Origin of the sequence: Pseudoclavibacter sp. VKM Ac-2867, from assembly GCF_015351275.1 — a bacterium.
Lineage (GTDB): Bacteria > Actinomycetota > Actinomycetes > Actinomycetales > Microbacteriaceae > Pseudoclavibacter.
The window spans coordinates 21163-44261 of the sequence record NZ_JADKSL010000025.1 but is presented as its reverse complement, the minus strand read 5'-3'; the positions used below and the strand labels follow the sequence as shown (position 1 = coordinate 44261).

Genomic DNA, 23099 nt, shown 5'->3' with positions numbered 1-23099 from the left:
CCGGCGAGCAGTGCTCGCCGGGGCCGCTTCATGCGCCGGCCGGCCTCAAGCCGCCGTGCCGCGCCGAGCTCCTCGCGGGCGCGGCGCCAATCTCGGCGAGTGCGGGCAGAGTTGTGGCGAAGCGCGGTTGGGGCAAGCGGCAACGGCACCTGGCCACAACCCTGCGCCCGTCCGCGGGCCCGCGCCCGCGCCCGCGGCTCTCGCGAGCGACGCGACCGCAAAGTTGTGGCCAGGTGAGGTCGGGAAGCGGAGCGACAGCATCCCGCCACAACTCCGTCGGGCAATCGAGGGGGCACGCGAGGCGAGCGGCCCAGCAGACGGTCGGGAGCTGAGTTGTGGTTGCTGCGAGCGAGGTTTCACGACCACAACACCGCTTTGGGCGAGCGGATGATGGATCGGGAAGCCGCGGCGACCCGAACAGACTCGGATCAAGGCCGAGGGCTCGTCGGACGAGGAGCGAGATCGACCAGTTCAGACCGGAGATTGGAAAACTCCCGTCGAGCGCCTGCTGGAACTGATCTCGTTCACCACGGCGTTGCGACGACCGATTGGATCAGCCCATGGCTCGGCGGAGCCGCTTCAAGTGCATCTGCCCGCTGTCGCGAGCATGCTGGGTTGACCTCTCGGCCAACCGCGATCTAGGAGATCAGCGGGTCGATGCCAACCGCGACGAAGACGAGCGTCAGGTAGGTGATCGAGAGGTGGAAGACCTTCATGGGCTTCCCGCCCTTGCCGGTGATCGTGCGGTAGTAGAGCACGTGAGCCTCATAGAGGAACCAGCCACCCGAAAGCAGCGCAACCGAGGTGTAGAGCCACCCCATGCCCGCGACCGGCACAAGCAGGAGCGAGCAGATGACAGTCGCCCACGCGTAGAGGACGGTCTGCAGTGAGACCGAGAGCTCGCCCTCCGTGACGGACAGCATCGGCACGCTCGCCTTGGCGTAGTCGTCCCGGTACTTCACCGAGAGCGGCCAGTAGTGAGCCGGAGTCCACAGGAAGATGATCGCGAACAGCACGAACGGCGCCCAGCTGAGCGAGTTGGTGACACCGGCCCAGCCGATGAGGACGGGCATGCAACCGGCCACGCCACCCCAGATGATGTTCTGCTCCGTGCGGCGCTTGAGCACGATCGTGTAGAAGACGACGTAGAGCAGGATCGCGCCGAGCGAGAGTGCCGCAGTCAGCGGGTTCGCGACGAGCCACAGCACGACGATCGACAGGATGCCGAGGGCGAACGAGAAGACGAGAGCCTCTCGGTCCGAGAGCTCGCCCGTGACGAGCGGACGCTTCGCGGTGCGCTTCATCAGGCGGTCGATGTCGCGGTCGATGTAGCAGTTGAAGGCGCTCGCGCTGCCTGCAGACATCGCTCCGCCGAGGACCACACCGAGGACAAGCCACAGGTTCGGGACGCCACCGTGCGCCAGGAACATCGTCGGGACCGTCGTGATGAGGAGCAGCTCGATGATTCGAGGTTTCGTCAGCGCCACGTAGGCCCGTACCTTGCGCCCGAAAGGCTTCCGCTCCGGGGGTGCCACGGCCACTAGTTCATCGACAGACAAAGCCACCAATTCCTCTTCGCTCGAAATCTGCTGGCAATTCTATCTGCTCTTGCCCAGAAGCCGTCCCGTTTCCTGGGTGCGGCCAGCCTCACACCCGGCTGAAAGCGCTGTGAGGCTCGTCGCACGGAGAAACATGTCCGGGAACTGAACGACGTTCCTCCCGCGCGGACCCGTCGTGGCGATAAGCTGTGAGGCGGCCCTTTCCCAACGACGACGGGACGCAGTGTGACGAATTTTGAGTGGTCCGAGCTCGATCGACGTGCAGTCGACACAGCAAGGATCTTGGCGGCAGACGCAGTTGAGAAGGCGAAGGGTGGACACCCCGGCACGGCGATGAGCCTTGCTCCCCTCGCGACGCTGCTCTACCAGCACGTGATGCGGGTCGACCCGAAGGACCCGCACTGGATCGGTCGAGACCGCTTCATCCTGTCCGCAGGGCACTCCTCGCTGACGCAGTACTGCCAGCTCTACCTGGGCGGCTTCGGTCTCGAACTCGACGACCTCAAGCAGCTTCGCCAGTTCGGCTCGAAGACGCCGGGGCACCCCGAGTTCGGGCACACCGACCACGTCGAGATGACGACCGGCCCACTCGGCCAGGGACTCGCGTCCGCCGTCGGGTTCGCCTACGCGCAGCGCTTCGAGCGCGGCCTGTTCGACCCCGAGACCGCGGTCGGCGAGAGCCCGTTCGATCACCGCGTCTACGTCATCGCCAGCGACGGCGACCTGCAGGAAGGTGTCACCAGCGAGGCATCCTCGCTTGCCGGACACCAGGAGCTCGGCAACCTCATCGTGTTCTACGACGCGAACCAGATCTCCATCGAGGACGACACCGACATCGCCTTCACCGAGGATGTCGCGAAGCGCTACGAGGCCTACGGCTGGCACGTGCAGACGGTCGACTGGACCGCCGGAGAGCAGTACCACGAGGACCTCGCGGCCCTCCACGACGCGACGATCGCAGCGCAGGCCGAGACGGGCCGCCCCTCGATCATCGTGCTCCGGACCATCATCGGCTGGCCGAGCCCGACCAAGCAGAACACGGGCGGCATCCACGGCTCCGCGCTCGGGGAGACCGAGCTCGAGGCAGTCAAGAGCCTCGTCGGGTTCGACCCCAAGCAGAGCTTCGAGGTCGCCGACGACGTGCTTGCCTACACCCGCGGACTCGCCGACCGCGTCGCGCCCGTTCGCGCGGAGTGGCAGCAGAGCTTCGACGCCTGGAAGAGCGCCAACCCGGAGCGCGCGGAGCTCCTCGAGCGCCTCGAGGCCGATGAGCTGCCAGAGGGCATCGCGGACGCGCTCCCCGACTTTGCGGGCGTCGCCAAGGTCTCGACCCGCAAGGCCTCCGGTGAGGCGATCAACGCGCTTGCGGCACACCTGCCGGAGCTGTGGGGTGGCTCCGCCGACCTCGCCGGCTCGAACAACACGACCATCAGCAAGGCCGCGTCGTTCATTCCGGAGAAGTTCTCGACATCCAGCTGGACGGGCAACCCGTATGGCCGAGTGCTGCACTTCGGCATCCGCGAGCACGCCATGGGCGCGATCCTCAACGGGATCACCCTCCACGGCAAGACGCGCGCCTTCGGCGGCACCTTCCTCATGTTCAGCGACTACATGCGCCCCTCGGTGCGTCTCGCCGCGCTCATGAACATCCCGTCGATCTTCGTCTGGACGCATGACTCGATCGCCCTCGGCGGCGACGGGCCGACGCACCAGCCTGTCGAGTCGCTGACAGCGCTCCGCGCGATCCCGAACCTCGCGGTCGTTCGCCCAGCAGACGGCCCGGAGACGGCTGCCGCCTGGCTCGAGGTCGTGAGCCGTCGAGGCGGCCCGACCGGACTCATCCTCTCGCGTCAGGACCTCCCCGTCATCGCACGCGGTTCCGGCGACGCCAACGAGCAGGAGTTCGGCTCGGCTGCTGGCACGAAGCGCGGCGCCTACGTGCTCGCGGAAGCCGCCGGCGGAGCGCCTGAGGTCATCGTGCTCGCAACCGGTTCCGAGGTGCAGTACGCACTCGAGGCGCGCGAGACCCTGCAGGCGCAGGGACACCCGACGCGAGTCGTGTCCGTCCCGAGCTTCGAGTGGTTCGCTGAGCAGGACGACGCCTACCGGGAGCACGTGCTGCCGTCGGCCGTCGAGGCTCGCGTGAGCATCGAAGCCGGCCTCGCACTCCCGTGGCTCCAGTTCGTCGGACCCAAGGGCCGCAGCGTCTCCATCGAGACGTTCGGCGCATCCGCTGACCAGCCTGAGCTCTACAAGGCCTACGGCATCACGTCGGACGCCGTCGTCGACGCAGCGCTCGAGTCGCTCGCGCGCTAGCCGTCCGCGGGCGGCACACCGCTCGCCCATGCAGCGGTACCCAGCACTTCTTCACCAGCAACGCGAAGGAACATCAGCAATGACTTCAACACCAACAGCAGCACTCGCCGAAGCCGGCGTCAGCATCTGGCTCGACGACCTCTCCCGCTCCAGCCTCGAGTCGGGCGCCCTCGAGCGCCTCATCGCCGAGCGGGGCATCGTCGGCGTGACCACCAACCCGACGATCTTCGCCGGGGCGCTCAGCAAGGGCGAGGCATACGACGCACAGGTCGCCGAGCTCCAGGCCCGTGGGGCCAGCGTCGACGAGGCGATCTTCGACATCACGACCGACGACGTGCGCTCGGCCTGCGACCTGTTCCTGCCGATCTACGAGGCGAGCAACGGACTCGACGGGCGCGTCTCGATCGAGGTCTCCCCCGAGCTCGCTCGCGACACCGACGCGACCATCGAAGAGGCCAAGCGACTCTGGGCCACGGTCGACCGCAAGAACGCCATGATCAAGATCCCGGCCACTGTCGAGGGCCTGCCCGCGATCACCGAGGTCATCGCCTCCGGCATCAGCGTCAACGTCACTCTCATCTTCAGCCTGAGCCGGTACCGCGAGGTCGTCAACGCGTACCTCTCCGGTCTCGAGCAGGCGCGTGAACGTGGACACGAGCTGTCGACGATCCGCTCCGTCGCCTCCTTCTTCGTGTCGCGTGTCGACGCCGAGATCGACAAGCGTCTCGTGGCGATCGGCACCGACGACGCGATCGCGCTCAAGAGCCTCGCGGCTCTCGCGAACGCACGCCTCGCCTACGCCGCCTTCGAGGAGGAATTCTCGAGCGAGCGCGCGAAGCTCCTGCTCGAGGAAGGTGCGCACAAGCAGCGTCCGCTCTGGGCCTCTACCGGTGTGAAGGACCCGGCGCTGCCCGACACCCTCTACGTCACGGAGCTCGTCGCGGCCGACACCGTCAACACCATGCCGGAGAAGACCCTCGAGGCTGTCGCCGACCACGGCGTCATCACCGGTGACACCGTCGCCGGTACCGCGCACGCCGCGAACACGACGCTGGACGCCCTCGAGTCGATCGGCGTCAGCTACGTCGAGGTGACCGAGCAGCTCGAGACCGAGGGTGTCGACAAGTTCATCGTCTCCTGGCAGGAGCTCAAGGCCACCGTCGACTCGCAGCTCCAGGCTGCAGCGGCGAAGGCGTAGGTCCGGGCCATGGGCATCAAGGTCAGCACCTCGGGCGCGGCCTCCGCTGCCGCCTCCGAGAAGGTCGGCGCCCTCGTGAGCGATCGCTTCGCCTCTCGCCTGTTCGCGCAGGACGCGACCCTGTGGGGAGCTGCTGCCGAGGCCGAATCCGCGATTCGACTCGGCTGGACTCGCGCGCACGAGGTCTCGCGCGACCTCGTGGACGGCATCCTGGCTCTCAAGGCCGAGTTCGCGGAGGCCGGCGTGACGCGGTTCGTGCTCTGCGGAATGGGCGGATCGTCGCTCGCTCCCGAGGTCATCACGCGCACCGCCGGCGTCGAGCTCGTGGTCCTCGATTCGACCGACCCGGCTCAGGTCCGGGCCGCCGTTGAGGAGAGCCTCGAGAAGACGGCCATCATCGTCTCCTCGAAATCAGGCTCGACGGTCGAGACCGACTCGCAGCGCCGGACGTTCGCCCACGCCTTCGAGGCGGCGGGCATCAACCCGGCCAGCCGCATCGTGATCGTCACCGACCCGGGCTCGCCCATGGAAGCCGCCTCGCTCGAGGCCGGCTACCGGGTGTTCCTGGCCGACCCTCACGTCGGCGGCCGCTTCTCGGCGCTCACCGCGTTCGGCCTGGTCCCCTCCGGGCTCGCGGGAGTCGACATCGCCGGTCTCCTGGACGACGCGGGCGTCGCAGCGACCGTCGTCTCGGTCGACGACGAGAGCAACCCCGCGCTCGTCCTCGGCGCGGCGATCGCCGCCAAGCGATTCCTCGGCGTCCTCGACGACGGCACGTCGATCGTCGGCTTCGGCGACTGGGTCGAGCAGCTCATCGCCGAGTCGACCGGGAAAGACGATCTCGGGATCCTCCCCGTGGTCCTCACCTCCAGTGCGCCAGAAGTTGCCACGCGCCCCGCTGACCTGCAGCTGGTTCGGGTTGTCGACGACGCGGAGGCGACCCCGGCGGACGGCGACGACATCGCCGTCTCCGGCACCCTCGGCGGTCAGTTCGTCCTGTGGGAGACGGCAGTCGCCGTCGCGGGAGCCGTCATCGGGATCAACCCGTACGACCAGCCCGATGTCGAATCGGCCAAGGTCGCAGCACGCGGTCTGCTCGAGGCGACACCGGAGCCGACTCCGGCGGCCTTCGCGGTCGACGGCATCGAGGTGCGCGGCACCCAGTCAGTCGTCGAGGGGCAGAGCACGCTGAGCGGCGCTATCGACGCCCTCGTGGAGCTCATCCCGTCGGACGGCTACCTGTCAGTGCAGGCCTATGTCGACCGGAACCAGTTCGGTGCACTCGAGGCGCTCCGCGACGAGCTCGCGCAGCGTTCAGGCCGCCCCGTGACGTTCGGCTGGGGCCCTCGCTTCCTCCACTCCACCGGCCAGTTCCACAAGGGCGGCCCGAAGGTCGGGGCCTTCCTCCAGATCACCTCGGCTGAGCCGCAGGACCTGGAGATCCCAGAGCGCCCCTTCACCTTCGGGACGCTCATCTCCGCGCAGGCCGCAGGCGACGCCTCGGTGCTCGAGTCGCATTCGCAGCCAGTCCTGCGGATCGACCTCGGCCAAGGCGGACACGGGCTCGACGCGCTCCTCGGAGCCATCTCGCGCTGATCGATCATCGGGGCGGGGATGCGAGACCCCTCGCATCCCCGCCCCGTCTCCGGGTCTCCCCGGAGAACAGAACACTCGTGCCTACACAAAAAAGGAGGCGACGCTGTGACGCCAGTCGACATCAGCGCTGACAACAACCCCCTCAGGTCCATCGATGACGGGCGACTCCGCCGCATCGCAGGACCCTCGAGCCTCGTCATCTTCGGAGTAACGGGCGACCTGTCCCGCAAGAAGCTCCTGCCAGCGGTCTACGACCTGGCCAACCGCGGACTCCTCTCCCCCTCGTTCGGTCTCGTCGGCTTCGCACGCCGGCCCTGGTCGGACGACGAGTTCCGTGCGTTCGTCAAGGAGAACGTCGAGCAGCACGCGAGGACCCCGTTCAACGAGGAGGTCTGGACGCAGCTCGCGAAGGGCATGCGCTTCGTCTCGGGCGAGTTCGACAACGACGAGTCCTTCGACTCGCTGAAGTCGGTGCTCGACGAGCTCGACGAGGACCAGGGCACGCGAGGCAACCACGCGTTCTACCTGTCGATCCCGCCGCGATCCTTCCCCGAGGTCACGACCCAGCTGCGACGCTCGGGACTCGCGGATGAGCGAGAGGACTCCTGGCGCCGAGTCATCATCGAGAAGCCGTTCGGCCACGATCTCGCGTCGGCCCGTGAGCTGAACAGCATCGTCGAGTCCGTCTTCTCGAGCGATGCCATCTTCCGCATCGACCACTACCTCGGCAAGGAGACGGTACAGAACATCCTCGCGCTGCGCTTCGCGAACTCGATGTTCGAGCCGCTCTGGAACGCCAACACGGTCGATCACGTGCAGATCACCATGGCGGAGGACATCGGCGTGTCCGGTCGCGCCGGCTACTACGACGGAGTGGGCGCCGCACGCGACGTCATCCAGAACCACCTCCTGCAGCTGCTCGCGCTCACCGCGATGGAGGAGCCGCTCTCCTTCAACGCCAAGGACCTCCGCCAGGAGAAGGAGAAGGCGCTCGCAGCAGTCCGACTCCCCCGCGACCTGTCGCTCGCCTCCGCCCGAGGCCAGTACGGCTCCGGATGGCAGGGCGGCGAGTTCGTGCGAGGCTTCCTCGAGGAAGACGGCATGAACCCGCAGTCGACCACGGAGACCTACGCCGCGCTCCGGGTGGAACTCGACTCCCGCCGCTGGGCTGGGGTGCCGTTCTACCTGCGGACGGGCAAGCGCCTGGGCCGCCGCGTGACGGAGATCGCCGTCACCTTCAAGCAGGGACCGCTGTACCTGTTCGAGGAGGCGCAGCGAACTTCGCTCGGGCCGAATGCCCTCGTGATCCGCGTGCAGCCTGACGAAGGTGTCACCATCCGCTTCGGCTCGAAGATCCCAGGGTCCGGCATGCACGTCCGCGACGTGACCATGGACTTCGGGTACGGCCACGCGTTCACCGAATCAAGCCCGGAAGCCTACGAGCGACTCATCCTCGACGTGCTGCTCGGCGACCCGCCCCTCTTCCCACGCCACGAGGAGGTCGAGCTCTCCTGGAAGATCCTCGACCCCGTCGAGGAGTACTGGGCGACGCAGGGACAACCCGAACTCTACAAACCCGGCAGCTGGGGTCCGGCCTCGGCCACAGCCCTCCTCGCCCGCGATGGCCGCACCTGGAGGCGCCCGTGATCATCGAACTCGGCAACACCACGACCTCAGCCGTCTCGAAGCGGCTCGTGTCGATGCGAGAAGAAGGCGGAGCGGTCGCGCTCGGGCGCGTGCTCACGCTCGTCATCTCGACCGGCGAACGGCGAGGCGAGGCTGCGATCGCCGCAGCCAACTCCGCCTCAGGCGAGCACCCAATGCGCGTCATCGTGATCCACGTCGTCGACCGCAACGCGAAGACCTCCAACATGGACGCGGAGATCCGAGTCGGCGGAGACGCCGGGGCCAGTGAAGTCATCGTGCTGCACGTCTCCGGACCCGCAGCGGACGACCCCGAGACCTTGGTGCAGGCGCTGCTCCTGCCGGACGCCCCGGTGGTCGCCTGGTGGCCCGACTCCGCGCTCGGCGCCCCGAGCGCCTCGTCGCTCGGTCGCATCGCCCAGCTGCGCATCGTCGACTCCGGCAGCGCCAGCAACGGCGGTGAGACCGTCACGAAGCTCGCAGAGGGCTTCTGCGACGGTGACAGCGACCTCGCGTGGACTCGGCTCACCAGCTGGCGCGCGCAGATCGCCGCGGTGCTCGACCAGCCCCCGTACGAGCCCATCCAGGAAGTCGAGGTCATCGGGCGCCCCTCGCACACGTCGACCCTCCTGATGGCGGCCTGGCTGCAGCTGGCACTGCAGGTTCCGGTCCGGCTCGCTCAGGCGACCGAGCGAGAGCTCGGCCGAGCTCAGCTCCGCGCGATCAAGCTCACCCGCCCGAGCGGCGTGGTCACGTTCGAGCGCGTCAGCGACTCCGCGGTTGTGCTCACGCAGCCGGGTCAGCCGGAGCAGAAGATCCCGATGCCCGTGAGGGACCTGCCGGATGTCCTCGCAGAGGAGCTCCGTTCGCTCGGTCCCGACCGCGTCTTCGGCGAGGTGCTTGCCGAGGCCGCCGAGACGGAAGCCCGGGAACTCGCGGTCGCTGAGACCGCTTCCACGACGGACGAGTCGGCGGAGAACGACGGAGCGCAGGCATGACACAGGCTGCTCGAAGCAGGCACGTGGAGCCCTCCGTCTCGGCGGTTGCCGAGCACACAGCGCAGCGCTTCGCGCGGCTGCTGGGTTCCACGACGGCGGAGCTCCACATCGCCGTGAGTGGCGGCTCCGTGGCCACGAAAGTGCTCCCCGCCTTCGTCGCCGCGGTGGAGAGCGCAGGCCTCGACTGGTCGCGCGTGCACGTCTGGTTCGCCGACGAGCGATTCGTTCCGACGGGACACGACGAGCGGAACGTCGTCGCGGTCGCCGAGGCTCTCAAGGGCGCGGCCGGCTTCGAGCAGGCACGCCTGCACGCGACGCTCGCGAGCGACAGCGGAGAGTCCCTCGAGGATGCCGCTGCAGCCTACGAGGCTGAGCTGCGTGCACTCGTCCCGCCGGCCGACGGGGTTCCCGGCGGCATCCCGTCGCTCGACCTCGTGCTGCTCGGCGCTGGCGGAGACGGACACACCGCGTCGCTCTTCCCCGGCACGGAGGGGCTCGAGGAGACCTCGGCGCTTGTCGACAGCATCCGTGACTCGCCGAAGCCGCCTGCGGAGCGAGTGACGCTGACCCTCCCGGCCATCCGCGAGTCCGCCCGTGTCTGGGCAGTGGTCACCGGTGCCGAGAAGGCCGACGCCGTTCGCCTCGCCGCCACCGAGGGAGTTACCGCGAAGGAATCACCACTCGGCGCCGCGACCGGTCGCCTCGAGACGCTGCTGCTGCTTGACGCCGCCGCCGCCGAAGCGCTCGGCTAGGAGCCAGCTCGGCACGAACAACGGCCCCGGTCGAGAGGAGACTCTCGGACGGGGCCGTTGTTCGTTGCTCAGTCTTGTGAAGCTGAGGTGTTCAGGACTTCGAAGTCGTCTTGCCGCGACGCTCGCGCAGCTTCGACAGCGCCTCCTCAAGGAGCCGTTCCGCTTCCTCCGCCGTACGTCGTTCCTTGACGTATGCGAGGTGCGTCTTGTACGGCGCGACCTTGACGGCGGCTGGCGGGTTCTCCCGGTCACGTCCGGCGGGAAGGCCGGAGATCGGGCAGTCGATGAGATCAGGGATGTCGTCCTCCGCGATTTCCGCGGAGTAATGCCTGACGGTCTCGTTGCCGTGCGCGTCCCAGTACGAGATGGACACGCGGGCAGCGTGCACCCCGTGATCTGTCTCCCCCATGGGACCGGCACCGACACGCGATCCCCTGATCGCAGATCCCCCCTGGGCCACTAGCTCACCACAACCGTTTGAATGCGGGTGATGATGCCCATAGCGACGATAGCGAGCAGCCAGATGACCGCGAGGGTCACCGTGATGCGATTCAGGTTCTTCTCCGCGACGCCGGAGGCACCCAGATTGGAGCCCATGCCGCCACCGAACATGTCGGAGAGTCCGCCGCCTCGTCCGCGGTGCAACAGAATGAACAGGATCAGCAGGACGCTGGTGATGGCCAGCACGACCTGCAGGATGACGAGGAGAATATCCACGGAATCCCTCTCAGATGAACGGACTCGGACGTGGCCTGAGTGAACAGGCCACGTCCGAGTATAGATGGTTCGCGTTTGCGACTAGGAACCGACGTGCTGACGGAACCGCGCGATGGCGCTGAACTCGTCGACCTTGAGGCTCGCGCCGCCGATGAGTGCGCCGTCGACGTCAGGTTCGCGCATGAAGCCGGCGATGTTGTCTGACTTGACCGAGCCGCCGTAGAGGATGCGCGTAGCTGCCGCCACGGACTCGCCCAGGAGCTCTTCGAGCGCGACGCGAAGTGCGTTCGCGACGGTCTGTGCCTGCTCGGGCGTTGCCGCCTGGCCGGAGCCGATCGCCCAGACCGGCTCGTAGGCGACGACGAGGTCAGGTGTTCCCTCGACGCCCTCCAAGGCTGCCTTGAGCTGAGCCACTGGGACGGCACTCGCGCCGAACTTCTCGAGGTCCTCAGACGTCTCGCCAACGCACAGCACTGGCACGAGTCCGTGCTTGATCGCCGCCTTGACCTTGCTGCCGACGACCTCATCGGTCTCCGCGTGCAGTGTGCGTCGCTCGGAGTGCCCGATGATGACGTACTTGCAGGCGAGAGCGCTCAGGAAAGCTCCCGAGATCTCGCCCGTGTAGGCACCGGAGTCGTGCGCCGAGACATCCTGGGCGCCGTAGCTGAGCGACAGCTTGTCGGCGTCCACGAGCGTCTGGACGCTTCGGAGGTCGGTGTAAGGCGGGAAGACAGCGACCTCGACGTCGTCGAAGTCGTGCTTCGCGTCCTTGAGCGCCCAAGCGAGCTTCTGCGTGAAGGCGATGGCCTGGAGGTGGTCCAGGTTCATCTTCCAGTTGCCCGCCATGAGCGGGGTGCGAGTCGTTACCATCCGAGAACCTGCAATCCGGGCAGCTGCTTGCCTTCGAGGAACTCGAGGCTCGCACCGCCACCAGTAGAGATGTGGCCAAAATCGTCATCAGCGAAGCCGAGCGTGCGCACGGCTGCCGCAGAGTCACCGCCGCCCACGACCGAGAGGCCGTCGACCTTGGTGAGTGCCTCAGCGACGGTGCGAGTGCCTTCCGCGAATGCGGGGAACTCGAACACGCCCATGGGGCCGTTCCAGAACACGGTGCTCGACTCGCGGATAGCCGCGGCGAAGGCCTTGGCCGTCTCCGGGCCGATGTCGAGCCCGATTCCGTCCGCTCCGAACGCGCTGCCTTCGATGCCGTCGGCTGGGACGACCTCGTGCTCGGCGTCTGCCGAGAACGAGGCGGCGACGACGATGTCCGTCGGGAGAACGATCGAGACGCCACGCTCCTGCGCGTCCGCCAAGTACTGGCGGACGGTGTCGAGCTGGTCCACCTCGAGCAGGGAGGCGCCGACCTTGTGCCCCTGAGCTGCGAGGAACGTGAAGAGCATTCCCCCGCCGATGAGGATCGAGTCGACCCTCGGCAGAAGGTGCTCGATGACGCCGAGCTTGTCGGAGACCTTCGAGCCGCCGAGCACAACCGCGTAGGGGCGCTCGACCGCGGAAGTGAGTCGCTCGAGGACCTCGAGCTCGTTCGCCACAAGAAGGCCTGCGGCGCTCGGCACGATCTGTGGGATGTCGTAGACGGAAGCCTGCTTGCGGTGCACGACCCCGAACCCATCGGAGACGAACGCGTCCGCGAAGTTCGCGAGCTGCTCTGCGAAGGCGCGGCGCTCAGCGTCGTCCTTGCTCGTCTCCCCCGGGTTGAAGCGCAGGTTCTCGAGCACGACGAGCTGGCCGTTCTCGAGCGCGGCAACACGGCGTTCTGCGTCCTCACCGACGGTGTCGGCTGCAAGCGGGGCATCGATCTCGAGCAGCTCGCCGAGCCTGGCAGCTGCCGGCGCGAGCGAGTACTGCGGTTCTGGTGCCCCCTTGGGCCGACCAAGGTGCGAGATCACGATGACCTGCGCACCCTGGTCGAGGAGGAGGCGGAGCGTACCGAGGGAGGCGCGAATCCGACCATCGTCGGTGATCACGCCCTCCTTGAGCGGCACGTTCAGGTCGCAGCGAACGATGACCTTCTTTCCCGTGAGGGAGCCGAGGGTCTCGATTGTGCGAAGCGCCATGTTGGCGTTCCTTCCTCTTTTGCCGAAGTGGTTAGAGCTTGCTTGCGACGTACTCGGTCAGGTCGACGAGACGGACCGTGTAGCCCCACTCGTTGTCGTACCAGGACGACAGCTTCACCTGGTTGCCGATGACCTTCGTGAGCGGTGCGTCGAAGATCGAGGAGTGGTTCTCCCCGACGATGTCGCGCGACACGATGTCTTCCTCGTTGTACATGAGGAGGCCCTTGAACTCGCCTTCAGCGGCTTCCTTGTAGGCGGCGTTGACCTCTTCGACGGTCACAGGCGTCTTGGAGACGACGGTGAGGTCGGTGATCGAGCCGGTCTCGGTGGGGACGCGCAGAGCGAAGCCGTCGAGCTTGCCCGCCAGCTCGGGGATGACGAGGCCGATGGCCTTCGCTGCACCCGTCGAGGTGGGGATGATGCTGAGCGCTGCTGCGCGCGCACGGCGGAGGTCCTTGTGGGGGCCGTCCTGCAGGTTCTGGTCGGACGTGTAGGCGTGAACCGTGGTCATGAGACCCGACTCGATGCCGAACTTGTCGTTGAAGACCTTCACGAGCGGCGCGAGGCAGTTCGTGGTGCAGGATGCGTTCGAGATGACGTCGTCATTCTCGGGGTCGTACTCGGTGTGGTTGACGCCGAAGACGAAGGTCGGGGCCGGTCCGGAGGCCGGAGCCGAGAGGATGACCTTCTTGGCGCCTGCGCTGATGTGCGCACGAGCCTTGTCGGGGTCAGTGAAGTGACCCGTGCTCTCGATGACGATCTCGACACCGAGCTCGGCCCACGGCAGGTTCGCGGGGTCGCGCTCTGCAGTTGCCGTGATCTTCTTGCCGTCGACGTAGATGGCGTCTTCGTCGAACGAGATGTCGTTCTTCAGCTTGCCACCCGTGGAGTCGTACTTGAGGAGGTGTGCAAGCGTCTTGTTGTCGGTGAGGTCGTTGATTGCAACGAGCTCGAGGTTGTTGTCATCCTGCAGCAGTGCGCGTGCGTAGCTGCGTCCGATGCGTCCGAAACCGTTGATGGCGATTTTCGTCACGTGATGCTCCTTTTTCCTGTTGTTTCTCCGATTTGACAGGACTGTGTGGCCTTTGAGGGCCGGGTGCACCATCGCACCGAGTTCGGGGGAACGGTCTGCTCGGCGAGCCCGTTCAACATCGTCAGCCTAGTCCCATGGGCGTGCGCCCAGGTGACCAAATGGGGTGAGCTGTTCGGCGTGGGGATCAGAGCTCGTCGAGGACGGGCAGATTGGACTCCGTGCCCGGGATGCCACGGTCAGAGGCCTGCTTGTCGGCGAGGGCCAGCAGGCGGCGGATGCGGCCTGCGACCGCGTCCTTCGTCATGGGCGGGTCCGCGTAGCGGCCGAGCTCGTCGAGTGAGGCTTCCCGGTGCGCGAGGCGCAGCTGCCCGGCGTACTTGAGGTGGTCAGGCGCGCCCTCACCGAGAATCTCCAGCGCACGCTCGACTCGGGTGCAGGCCGTGACAGCGGCCTGGGCGGACCGACGCAGGTTCGCATCGTCGAAGTTGACGAGACGGTTGGCGGTGGCGCGGGTCTCACGACGCTGGCGGAGGCTCTCCCAGCTCTCCACCGTCGCGTGGGCACCGATGACGCTGAGCATCGCGCTGATGGCGTCGCCGTCTCGGATGACAACACGGTGCACGCCGCGCACCTCGCGGGCCTTGGAGGAAACCCCGAGACGTCCGGCCGCTCCGACGAGGGCCATCGCCGTCTCCGAGTTCGGCGTGATGATGTCGAGCGACGCGGACCGGCCCGGGTCGGTCAGGGATCCGGCGGCGAGGAACGCACCACGCCAGACGGCGGTGAGGTCGTCCTGGCTGCCCGTGGTGAGACGGTTCGGGAGACCGCGGACGGTTCGCCGGCGTGCATCCATGAGGCCAGTCTGGCGGGCCAGCGTCTCACCGTTCTCGAGCACGCGGAGGAGGTAGCTCTCCCCTGGCCGGGCTCCCGAGCCGGCGACGATGGAGATCTTCGCCCGGACGCCGTACAGCTCGAGCAGCTCGCGGCCCAGACGACGCGCGAGCATCTCCGAGTCGAGCTGAGCCTCGACCGCGATGCGTCCGGAGATCAATTGCAGACCGCCCGCGAACCGCAGGAGCGACGCGACCTCGGCAGCACGAGCTTGGGTTGTGGCCGCGCGAGTGCGCAGAAGCTCGTGCTTGACATCGGCGGTGAGCGTCACCGGGGTACCTCCAGGGATCAGAGTGAGTGGGCGCGACGAATCGTCGTCGCGAGTGCGAGATGGAACGAGCGTCACTCGCGACCGAGGTCGCGGTGCCGGACGCTGATGATCGTGTCATCGCGTTCGCGGAGCAGGCTCGCGATGCGCTCGGTCATGGCGACCGAGCGGTGCTTGCCGCCGGTGCATCCGACGGCGAGCGTCACGTGCCGCTTGTTCTCCCGCTCGTAGCCCCGCAGGACGGGGTCAAGCATCTCAATGTAGTGGGTCAGGAACTCGTCCGCACCTTCTTGGTCGAAGACGTAGTCGGAAACCCGCTTGTCGCGACCATTGAACGCGCGCAGTTCCGGCTCCCAGAACGGGTTCGGCAGGAAGCGCATGTCGACGACAAGATCTGCGTCGGTCGGGATGCCGTACTTGAAGCCGAAGCTCTGGACGGTCACGGCGACCTTGTTCTGGTCGGCTTCGCCGAATCGCTTCACGATGCGAGTCACGAGCTGGTGGCCGTTGAGTTCCGAGGTGTCGATGACGATGTCGCTCGCCTCGCGGATCTCCTGCAGGCGGCTGCGCTCTCGAGCGATGCCGTCGAGGATCGTCCCGTTGCCCTGCAGTGGGTGCGGACGCCGCACTGCCTCGAACCGCCGGACGAGGGTGCCGTCGGTCGCATCGAGGAAGAGCACATCGACCTCGTGCGTCTCGCGAAGGCCGCCGACGAGAGCCGTGAACTCCTCGAGCAGGTGACCACCGCGCACATCGACCGAGACGGCGAGCTTCGGGAGGGAGTCCCGAGCCTTGCCGGCGACCTCGATGAGGGGCCGGATCATCTGCGGGGGAAGGTTGTCCACCACGAACCAGTCGAGGTCTTCGAACGCCTTGCAAGCTGTCGATCGCCCTGCACCGGACATGCCCGTGACGATCATGATGTGCTGGCGTCCTTCGCCGTCGATCTCCGCCGAACTCATGCGCAGGTCACCTCCCATGGACTAAAACACCAGCCTACATAGCCCGAGCGTGCGTCTCTCACGCTTCTGTCGATTGATCGAGTGCGAACCGCTCCGAAATCGCACTGGCCGTCGCCTCGCCGATGCCCTGCACGGTGGTGAGCTCCTCGACGGTCGCCGCGCGCAGCCGCTTGACGGAGCCGAACTTCTTGAGAAGTGCGGCGACCCGCGTCGGCCCGAGGCCGGGGATGTCGGCGAGCACCGTCCCGATGTCAGCTTTGCGCTTCGAGCGCTGGTGGCGGATCGCGAACCTGTGCGCCTCGTCGCGGAGTCGCTGCACCAGGAACAGCGCCTCCGAGCCGCGCGGGAGGATGACCGGAAAGTCGTCGTCCGGCAGCCACAGCTCCTCGAGGCGCTTGGCGATGCCGACGACGGCTATGCCGCGAACCCCCGACTCCTCGAGGGCCCGCTGAGCGGCGTTGACCTGAGGGACGCCGCCGTCGATGAGCAGGAGCTGAGGCCGGTAGGCGAACTTGGCCCGCGTGGACTCTTGGGCGGCCGCCTTGACGGGGCCAGCGGAGAGGGCGGCGTCTTCGACGATCTCGGCGGGACTGGCGTCGCCGCGGAGGTACGCGAGTCGGCGAGTGAGCACCTGGTGAATGGAATCGGTGTCGTCCGTCGACGAGGCGATGTTGAAGCGACGGTAGTGCGACTTGCGTGCCAGTCCGTCCTCGAAGACCACCATGGAGCCGACGATGCCGGTGCCCTGGAGGTGGGAGATGTCGTAGCACTCGATTCGCAGGGGTGCCTCTCCGAGACCGAGCGCGTTCTGCAACTCGGTCAGCGCGTCGGACCTCGCGACGTAGTCGCTGCTGCGCTTGAGCTTGTACTGGGCGAGGGCTCCCATCGCGTTGATCGTCGCGGTCTTCAGCAGTTCCGATTTCGGGCCGCGCACCGCAGTGCGCAGCTTGACCTTGGCCTGCCGTGTGGCCTCGAGCCATTCTGAGAGCGCGTCGGCGTCGTCTGGCAGAGCCGGCACGATGATCTCGCCCGGCGGGAAGAGCCCATCCTTGCCGTACACGCGCTGCATCGTCTGATCGATGATCGTGCCGATATCGGTGTCGAGTTCCTTGTCGAGCACCCAGTTGCGGACTCCGCGAATGCGTCCGCCCCGGACGGTGAACTGCTGCACGGAGGCGCTCAGCTCGTCCTCGGCGATGCCGAACAGGTCGAGGTCGACGTTGTCCGGCAGCACGACGGCGCTCTTCTCGAGCACGTTCTCGAGCGCACCGATACGGTCACGGAGCTTCGCCGCGTCCTCGAACCTCATCTCGGTGGCCGCGAGCTTCATCTCGTCCTGCAGAGTCGTCAGGAGGCTGCGGTCGTAGCTCTCCATGAAGCGCACGAACTCATTGACGATGACACGGTGCTCGTCGATCGTGACGCGTCCGCTGCATGGTCCCCCGCAGCGGCCGATCTGCCCGGGGAAGCACGGTCGGCCGCTCTGCATGGCTCGCTTGTAGTTCGAGTCGTTGCAGGTACGGATCGGGAAGGCCTTGACCATGAGGTCGATGGTCTCGTTGACCGCCCACACCTTGGGATACGGGCCGAAGTAGCGCGCCCCGCGGATGCGCGGATTGCGAGTTACGAGCACACGGGGCGCTTCGTCGCCGAGCGTCACCGCCATGAACGGGTAGCTCTTGTCGTCCTTGAACTTCACGTTGAAGGGCGGCGAGAACTCCTGGATCCAGGTGTACTCGAGCTGCAGAGCCTCGGTCTCCGTGCGGACGACGGTCCACTCGACGCGGGTCGCCGTCGTCACCATGTGCCGCGTTCGCTCGTGCAGGCGCTCGAGCGGCGCGAAGTAGTTGCTGAGCCTTGCGCGGAGGTTCTTCGCCTTGCCGACGTAGAGCACGCGGTCGTCGTCCCCGAGGAACCTGTAGACCCCGGGGCTGGTGGGGATGTCGCCCGTCGCGGGGCGATATGGCAGGACGTTCGCCATCAGCGCGCAGCTGCCTCCCGCTCGAAGATCTCCTTCAGGTACTGGCCCGTGTGGCTGTCTGAGATGCCGGCGATCTTCTCCGGCGTGCCGACGCCGACGACGGTTCCTCCACCGGAGCCGCCTTCGGGGCCCATGTCGATGAGCCAGTCCGCTGACTTGATGACGTCCAGGTTGTGCTCGATGACGATGACGGTGTTGCCCTTGTCGACGAGGCCGCCGAGCACCTTGAGCAGCTTGCGGACGTCTTCGAAGTGGAGGCCCGTGGTCGGCTCGTCGAGGACGTAGACGCTGCGCCCGTTTGAACGTCGCTGCAGCTCGGTCGCGAGCTTCACTCGCTGCGCCTCACCACCGGAGAGCGTCGTGGCGGACTGCCCGAGCCGCACGTAGCCGAGGCCGACCTCCACGAGGGTCGAGAGGTAGCGGTGGATGGCCGTGATGGGCTCGAAGAAGTCAGCTGCCTCCGAGATGGGCATCTGCAGGACCTCCGCGATGTTCTTGCCCTTGTAGTGCACGCTGAGCGTCTCCCGGTTGTAGCGGGATCCGCCGCACACCTCGCAGAGGACGTACACGTCGGGGAGGAAGTTCATCTCGATCTTCAGCGTGCCGTCGCCAGAGCAGGCCTCGCACCTGCCGCCCTTGACGTTGAAGCTGAAGCGCCCGGGAAGGTAGCCGCGCGCCTTGGCCTCGCTCGTCTCGGCGAAGAGGGTGCGGATGCGGTCGAAGACGCCCGTGTAGGTCGCGGGGTTCGAGCGAGGGGTGCGGCCGATCGGGTTTTGGTCGACGTGGATGACCTTGTCGAGCTGGTCGACCCCGGTGATGCGCGTGTGCTTGCCCGCGACGGCCCGCGCGCCGTTGAGCTTGGCGGCGAGGACGCGGTAGAGGATGTCGTTCACGAGGGACGACTTGCCGGAGCCGCTGACACCCGTCACAGCTGTGAGGATGCCGAGCGGGAAGCTCACCTGGACGTTCTTGAGGTTGTTGGCCCTGGCGCCCACGACCGTCAGCTCGCGCTTCTTGTCGTACTTGCGACGCTTCTTGGGCGTGGTGATGCCCATGCGTCCCGAGAGGTAGTCGCCGGTGATCGATCTGGTGTTCTTCTCGAGGTCGGCGACGGATCCGCTGTGGACGACCTCTCCCCCGTGCTCGCCTGCGCCTGGGCCGATGTCGACGATCCAGTCCGAGGTGCGGATGGTGTCTTCGTCGTGCTCGACCACGATGAGCGTGTTGCCGAGGTCGCGCAGCTTCACGAGCGTCTCGATGAGTCTGCGGTTGTCTCGCTGATGGAGCCCGATCGAGGGCTCGTCCAGCACGTAGAGCACTCCGGTGAGCCCGGATCCGATCTGCGTCGCGAGTCGGATGCGCTGCGCCTCGCCGCCGGACAGCGTGCCGGCCGCGCGTGCGAGGTCGAGGTAGCTGAGGCCGACCTCGATCAGGAAGTCGAGTCGAGCTCGGATCTCGCGCAGCACCTGCGCGGCGATCTTCGCCTCGCGGTCGGTGAGCTCGACGGTGTTCATGAAGTCGAGGCAGTCGGCGAGGCTGAGCGTCGTCGCGTCGGCGATCGAGCGACCGTGCACCTTGACGGCGAGCACTTCCGGGCGCAGACGCGCGCCGTTGCAGGCCGAGCAGGGGATCTCACGCAGGTACTGGGCCCAGCGTGCCCGCGTCGCGTCGGTCTCTGCCTCGGCGTACTGGCGCTCGATGTAGGGCATGACGCCCTCGAAGCCGGAGCTGTAGGTCATCTGGCGGCCGAAGCGGTTGCGGTACTTGACCCTGACCTCGTACTCGCGGCCTTCGAGGATCGCCTCGCGCACTTCTTCAGGGAGCTTCTTCCACGGCGTCGTGAGCTTGAACTCGATCTGCTCGGAAAGGCCGAGCAGCAGCCGCTCGTAGTACTGGTAGAGGCTCTTGCCCTGCGAGCTCCACGGCAGGATGACGCCGTCGGCGATCGAGGCGAGCGGGTCGCCGATCAGGAGCTCACGGTCGACGGACATGCGCGTGCCGAGACCGTCGCAGGTCTGGCAGGCGCCGAACGGGGCGTTGAATGAGAACGTCCTCGGCTCGATCTCCGTGAGCGCGATCGGGTGGTTGTTGGGGCAGGAGAGTTGCTCGGAGAAGGTGGTCCAGGCGTCGTCTCCCTCCGCATCCACGAAGTTGATCTGCACAAGACCATCGGCGAGGCGCAGGGCGGTCTCGAGCGAGTCGGTGAGTCGACCGAGCACGTCCTCGGCCGCGACCAGACGGTCGACGATGACCGAGATGTCATGCTTGAACGACTTCTTGAGCTTCGGCGGTTCGGTGAGCTGGACGCGCTCGCCGTCGACCATCGCACGCGCGTAGCCCTGTCCGGACAGCGACTGGAAGAGGTCGACGAACTCACCCTTCTTCTGCTGCACGACGGGCGCGAGCACCTGGTACCGCGTGCCCTCCTCGAGCTCCATGAGGTGGTCGGCGATCTGCTGGACCGTCTGTCGCTGGATGACCTCGCCGCAGACGGGGCAGTGCGGGACTCCGATGCGTGCCCAGAGCAGTCGCAGGTAATCGTAGATCTCGGTGATCGTGCCGACGGTGGACCGTGGATTGCGGTTGGTCGACTTCTGGTCGATCGAGACCGCAGGGCTCAGGCCCTCGATGAAGTCGACGTCCGGCCGGTCGACCTGACCGAGGAACTGGCGCGCGTACGCGGAGAGGGACTCGACGTAGCGTCGCTGCCCCTCGGCGAAGATCGTGTCGAAGGCGAGCGAGGATTTGCCCGAACCGGAGAGGCCCGTGAACACGACAAGGCTGTTGCGCGGGATCTCGAGGTCGACGTTCTTGAGGTTGTGCACGCGTGCGCCTTGAACGCGAAGCTGTGAAGTGGGAGGAAGGACGGCCATAGCTCTTTCGGGTTCTCTCGTCGTGTGGATGCTCTGTGCGCCCGTCGTCGGCGGGCGGCCGTGCTCAGCCCTTGGTGACGTGACCGGCACGTTCCATGGTTCGCAGGTCCTGCTTCAGCGCCGAGAGCTCGTCGCGGAGACGCGCGGCGAGCTCGAACTTGAGCTCGGAGGCCGCGTCGAGCATCTGCGCGTTGAGGTCCGAGATGAGGTTCTCGAGCTCTCGGGCGCCGGAGGCGGCGAGGCCCTCGCGCTTGAGTTTAGGTGTCGTCTGGCGCTTGTTGTCGCCCTTGCCGCGGGAGGCGAGGAGCTTCTCGGTGTCCTGGCCCTCGCGCATGAGGGATTCGGTGATGTCGGCGATCTTCTTGCGAAGCGGCGTCGGATCGATGCCGTGCTCCGCGTTGTAGGCAAGCTGCCGGTCTCTGCGCCTGTCGGTCTCCTCTATCGCCTTCGCCATGCTGTCCGTGATGCGGTCGGCGTACATGTGCACTTCGCCCGTCACATTTCGGGCGGCGCGGCCGATGGTCTGGATGAGGGACGTGCTGGAGCGCAGGAACCCTTCCTTGTCCGCATCGAGGATCGCGACAAGCGACACCTCTGGCAGGTCGAGTCCTTCACGCAGCAGGTTGATGCCGACGAGGACGTCGTAGAGCCCAGCGCGAAGCTCCGAGAGCAGCTCGACTCGTCGCAGCGTGTCGACGTCTGCGTGCAGGTAGCGCACGCGAACGCCGTTCTCGCCGAGGAAGTCGGTGAGCTCCTCTGCCATCTTCTTGGTCAGGGTCGTGACGAGGACACGCTCGTCGCGGTCTGCGCGGAGGCGGATCTCCTCGAGGAGGTCGTCGATCTGCCCCTTCGAGGGCTTCACGACGATCTGTGGGTCGACGAGACCCGTCGGGCGGATGATCTGCTCCACGAAGCCGTCTGCTTGAGCGAGCTCGTACTTGCCGGGAGTCGCCGAGAGGTAGACGGTCTGGCCGACCCGGTCGCTGAACTCGTCCCAGCGCAGGGGGCGGTTGTCGAGAGCGCTCGGCAGGCGGAAGCCGTGGTCGACGAGGGTGCGCTTGCGCGAGGCGTCGCCCTCGTACATCGCGCCGATCTGCGGCACCGTGACGTGGGACTCGTCGATCACTGTGATGAAGTCATCGGGGAAGTAGTCGATGAGGCAGTGGGGAGCCTCACCCGGCGCCCTGCCATCCATGTGGCGCGAGTAGTTCTCGATGCCGGAGCAGAAGCCGATCTGCTCCATCATCTCGAGGTCGAATGAGGTGCGCATGCGGAGCCGCTGCGCCTCGAGGAGCTTCTGCTCGCGTTCGAAGACGCCGAGGCGGTCATCCAGCTCGTCGCGGATCTGGCCCATCGCCCGCTGCATAGCGTCGGCTCCCGCGACGTAGTGCGAACCCGGGAAGACGCTCACGGAGTCCATGGACCTGACGACGTCACCAGTGAGGGGGTTCAGCGCAGTCAGGGCCTCGATCTCGTCGCCGAACATCTCGATTCGGATCGCGAGCTCCTCGTAGACGGGGATGATCTCGATCGTGTCTCCGCGGACGCGGAAGGTGCCGCGCTGGAACGCGACATCGTTGCGCTGGTACTGCATCGTCACGAAGCGGCGGATCAGCTCCTGTCGCGGGATGCGGTCGCCGACATGCAGGGCGAGCATGGAGTTGAAGTACTCCTCTGGCTTGCCGAGTCCGTAGATGCAGGAGACCGTCGAGACGACGATGACGTCGCGCCGGCTCAGCAGCGAGTTGGTTGTCGAGTGGCGCAGGCGCTCGACTTCCTCGTTGACGGAGCTGTCCTTCTCGATGAAGGTGTCGGTCTGGGGGACGTACGCCTCTGGCTGGTAGTAGTCGTAGTACGAGACGAAGTACTCGACGGCGTTGTTCGGCATGAGCTCGCGGAACTCGGTGGCGAGCTGCGCGGCGAGCGTCTTGTTGTGGGCGAGGACGAGCGCTGGGCGCTGCAGTTTCTCGATGAGCCAGGCTGTCGTGGCCGATTTTCCGGTTCCCGTGGCGCCGAGGAGCACGACGTCGGGCTCACCCGCGTTGATGCGGCTGGCAAGCTCTGCGATGGCCTTCGGCTGGTCGCCACTGGGGGTGTACTCGCTGACGACTTCGAAGGGACGGACGCTGCGTGTTGCTTGCATAGAACAAGTGTACGTGGCGGCTGCGACATTTCGGGGCCTCCGTGATGCGCTCTGCGCGATCACGGAGGCCCCGAAGCGAGGTGCAGCCGACGC

The 23099-nt window shown here is 66.8% G+C and carries 17 protein-coding genes; 6 read left to right on the top strand and 11 right to left on the bottom strand.

Annotation, left to right across the window (positions count from 1 at the left end; genetic code table 11):
• Window positions 1-638: 638 nt before the first annotated feature.
• Complete coding sequence (locus tag ITJ67_RS17830; RefSeq protein ID WP_236558549.1) at window positions 639-1541, bottom strand: heme o synthase; 903 nt, start codon at window positions 1539-1541, stop codon at window positions 639-641.
• A gap of 243 nt (window positions 1542-1784) precedes the next feature.
• On the opposite strand from ITJ67_RS17830, the gene tkt reads away from it, so the two are divergent.
• The 6 genes from tkt (at window position 1785) to pgl (ending at window position 10063) form a co-directional block, all read left to right on the top strand.
• A complete protein-coding gene (gene tkt / locus ITJ67_RS17825; RefSeq protein WP_194678519.1) occupies window positions 1785-3875 on the top strand; it encodes a transketolase in 2091 nt (696 codons plus the stop codon).
• A gap of 79 nt (window positions 3876-3954) precedes the next feature.
• Window positions 3955-5073 (top strand): transaldolase, encoded by a 1119-nt coding sequence (tal, locus tag ITJ67_RS17820; RefSeq protein WP_160071743.1) that lies wholly within the window; start codon window positions 3955-3957, stop codon window positions 5071-5073.
• A 9-nt stretch (window positions 5074-5082) separates the two neighbouring features.
• A complete protein-coding gene (locus ITJ67_RS17815; protein ID WP_194678518.1) occupies window positions 5083-6669 on the top strand; it encodes a glucose-6-phosphate isomerase in 1587 nt (528 codons plus the stop codon).
• 105 nt (window positions 6670-6774) lie between these two features.
• On the top strand, window positions 6775-8316 hold the full coding sequence (zwf, locus tag ITJ67_RS17810; RefSeq protein ID WP_236558410.1) for a glucose-6-phosphate dehydrogenase: 1542 nt from the start codon (window positions 6775-6777) through the stop codon (window positions 8314-8316).
• On the top strand, window positions 8313-9311 hold the full coding sequence (locus ITJ67_RS17805) for a glucose-6-phosphate dehydrogenase assembly protein OpcA (protein WP_194678517.1): 999 nt from the start codon (window positions 8313-8315) through the stop codon (window positions 9309-9311). The genes zwf and ITJ67_RS17805 overlap by 4 nt, the downstream gene beginning before the upstream one ends.
• Window positions 9308-10063: a 6-phosphogluconolactonase gene (gene pgl, locus ITJ67_RS17800; RefSeq protein ID WP_194678516.1), complete on the top strand. Its 756-nt coding sequence runs from the start codon at window positions 9308-9310 to the stop codon at window positions 10061-10063. The genes ITJ67_RS17805 and pgl overlap by 4 nt, the downstream gene beginning before the upstream one ends.
• A 91-nt stretch (window positions 10064-10154) precedes the next feature.
• On the opposite strand, the gene ITJ67_RS17795 is transcribed toward pgl, so the two are convergent.
• From ITJ67_RS17795 to uvrB, 10 genes are all read right to left on the bottom strand, one after another.
• The gene (locus ITJ67_RS17795; protein ID WP_104241217.1) at window positions 10155-10523 is read right to left on the bottom strand and encodes an RNA polymerase-binding protein RbpA; all 369 of its coding nucleotides are present in this window, start codon (window positions 10521-10523) and stop codon (window positions 10155-10157) included.
• Window positions 10523-10780, bottom strand: a complete 258-nt coding sequence (secG, locus tag ITJ67_RS17790) for a preprotein translocase subunit SecG (RefSeq protein WP_104241218.1) — start codon at window positions 10778-10780, stop codon at window positions 10523-10525. The genes ITJ67_RS17795 and secG overlap by 1 nt, the downstream gene beginning before the upstream one ends.
• Window positions 10781-10861: 81 nt before the next feature.
• Entirely contained in the window at window positions 10862-11650 is a 789-nt protein-coding gene (tpiA, locus tag ITJ67_RS17785; protein ID WP_104331204.1) for a triose-phosphate isomerase, read from the bottom strand.
• A complete protein-coding gene (locus ITJ67_RS17780; RefSeq protein ID WP_194678515.1) occupies window positions 11644-12855 on the bottom strand; it encodes a phosphoglycerate kinase in 1212 nt (403 codons plus the stop codon). Before ITJ67_RS17780 ends, tpiA begins: the two co-directional genes overlap by 7 nt.
• Window positions 12856-12886: 31 nt before the next feature.
• The gene (gene gap, locus ITJ67_RS17775) at window positions 12887-13888 is read right to left on the bottom strand and encodes a type I glyceraldehyde-3-phosphate dehydrogenase (protein ID WP_236558411.1); all 1002 of its coding nucleotides are present in this window, start codon (window positions 13886-13888) and stop codon (window positions 12887-12889) included.
• A 184-nt stretch (window positions 13889-14072) separates the two neighbouring features.
• Window positions 14073-15050, bottom strand: a complete 978-nt coding sequence (gene whiA / locus ITJ67_RS17770; protein WP_194678514.1) for a DNA-binding protein WhiA — start codon at window positions 15048-15050, stop codon at window positions 14073-14075.
• A 71-nt stretch (window positions 15051-15121) separates the two neighbouring features.
• Window positions 15122-16009, bottom strand: coding sequence for an RNase adapter RapZ (gene rapZ, locus ITJ67_RS17765; RefSeq protein WP_068481863.1), 888 nt, complete (start codon window positions 16007-16009; stop codon window positions 15122-15124).
• Window positions 16010-16067: 58 nt separating this feature from the next.
• Window positions 16068-17990 (bottom strand): excinuclease ABC subunit UvrC, encoded by a 1923-nt coding sequence (gene uvrC / locus ITJ67_RS17760; RefSeq protein WP_160071750.1) that lies wholly within the window; start codon window positions 17988-17990, stop codon window positions 16068-16070.
• On the bottom strand, window positions 17990-20863 hold the full coding sequence (gene uvrA / locus ITJ67_RS17755) for an excinuclease ABC subunit UvrA (RefSeq protein ID WP_104241223.1): 2874 nt from the start codon (window positions 20861-20863) through the stop codon (window positions 17990-17992). The genes uvrC and uvrA overlap by 1 nt, the downstream gene beginning before the upstream one ends.
• 64 nt (window positions 20864-20927) lie before the next feature.
• Window positions 20928-23006, bottom strand: a complete 2079-nt coding sequence (gene uvrB / locus ITJ67_RS17750; RefSeq protein WP_104241224.1) for an excinuclease ABC subunit UvrB — start codon at window positions 23004-23006, stop codon at window positions 20928-20930.
• Window positions 23007-23099 lie beyond the last annotated feature (93 nt).

Bases quoted from the DNA above. Each gene is read 5' to 3' on its own strand.
- ITJ67_RS17780 (WP_194678515.1), bottom strand. From the start codon at position 12,855: ATGGCGCTTCGCACAATCGAGACCCTCGGCTCCCTCACGGGAAAGAAG.
- uvrC (WP_160071750.1), bottom strand. From the start codon at position 17,990: ATGGCGAACGTCCTGCCATATCGCCCCGCGACGGGCGACATCCCCACC.
- pgl (WP_194678516.1), top strand. From the start codon at position 9,308: ATGACACAGGCTGCTCGAAGCAGGCACGTGGAGCCCTCCGTCTCGGCG.
- uvrB (WP_104241224.1), bottom strand. From the start codon at position 23,006: ATGCAAGCAACACGCAGCGTCCGTCCCTTCGAAGTCGTCAGCGAGTAC.
- ITJ67_RS17815 (WP_194678518.1), top strand. From the start codon at position 5,083: ATGGGCATCAAGGTCAGCACCTCGGGCGCGGCCTCCGCTGCCGCCTCC.
- rapZ (WP_068481863.1), bottom strand. From the start codon at position 16,009: ATGAGTTCGGCGGAGATCGACGGCGAAGGACGCCAGCACATCATGATC.
- uvrA (WP_104241223.1), bottom strand. From the start codon at position 20,863: ATGGCCGTCCTTCCTCCCACTTCACAGCTTCGCGTTCAAGGCGCACGC.
- tal (WP_160071743.1), top strand. From the start codon at position 3,955: ATGACTTCAACACCAACAGCAGCACTCGCCGAAGCCGGCGTCAGCATC.
- tpiA (WP_104331204.1), bottom strand. From the start codon at position 11,650: ATGGTAACGACTCGCACCCCGCTCATGGCGGGCAACTGGAAGATGAAC.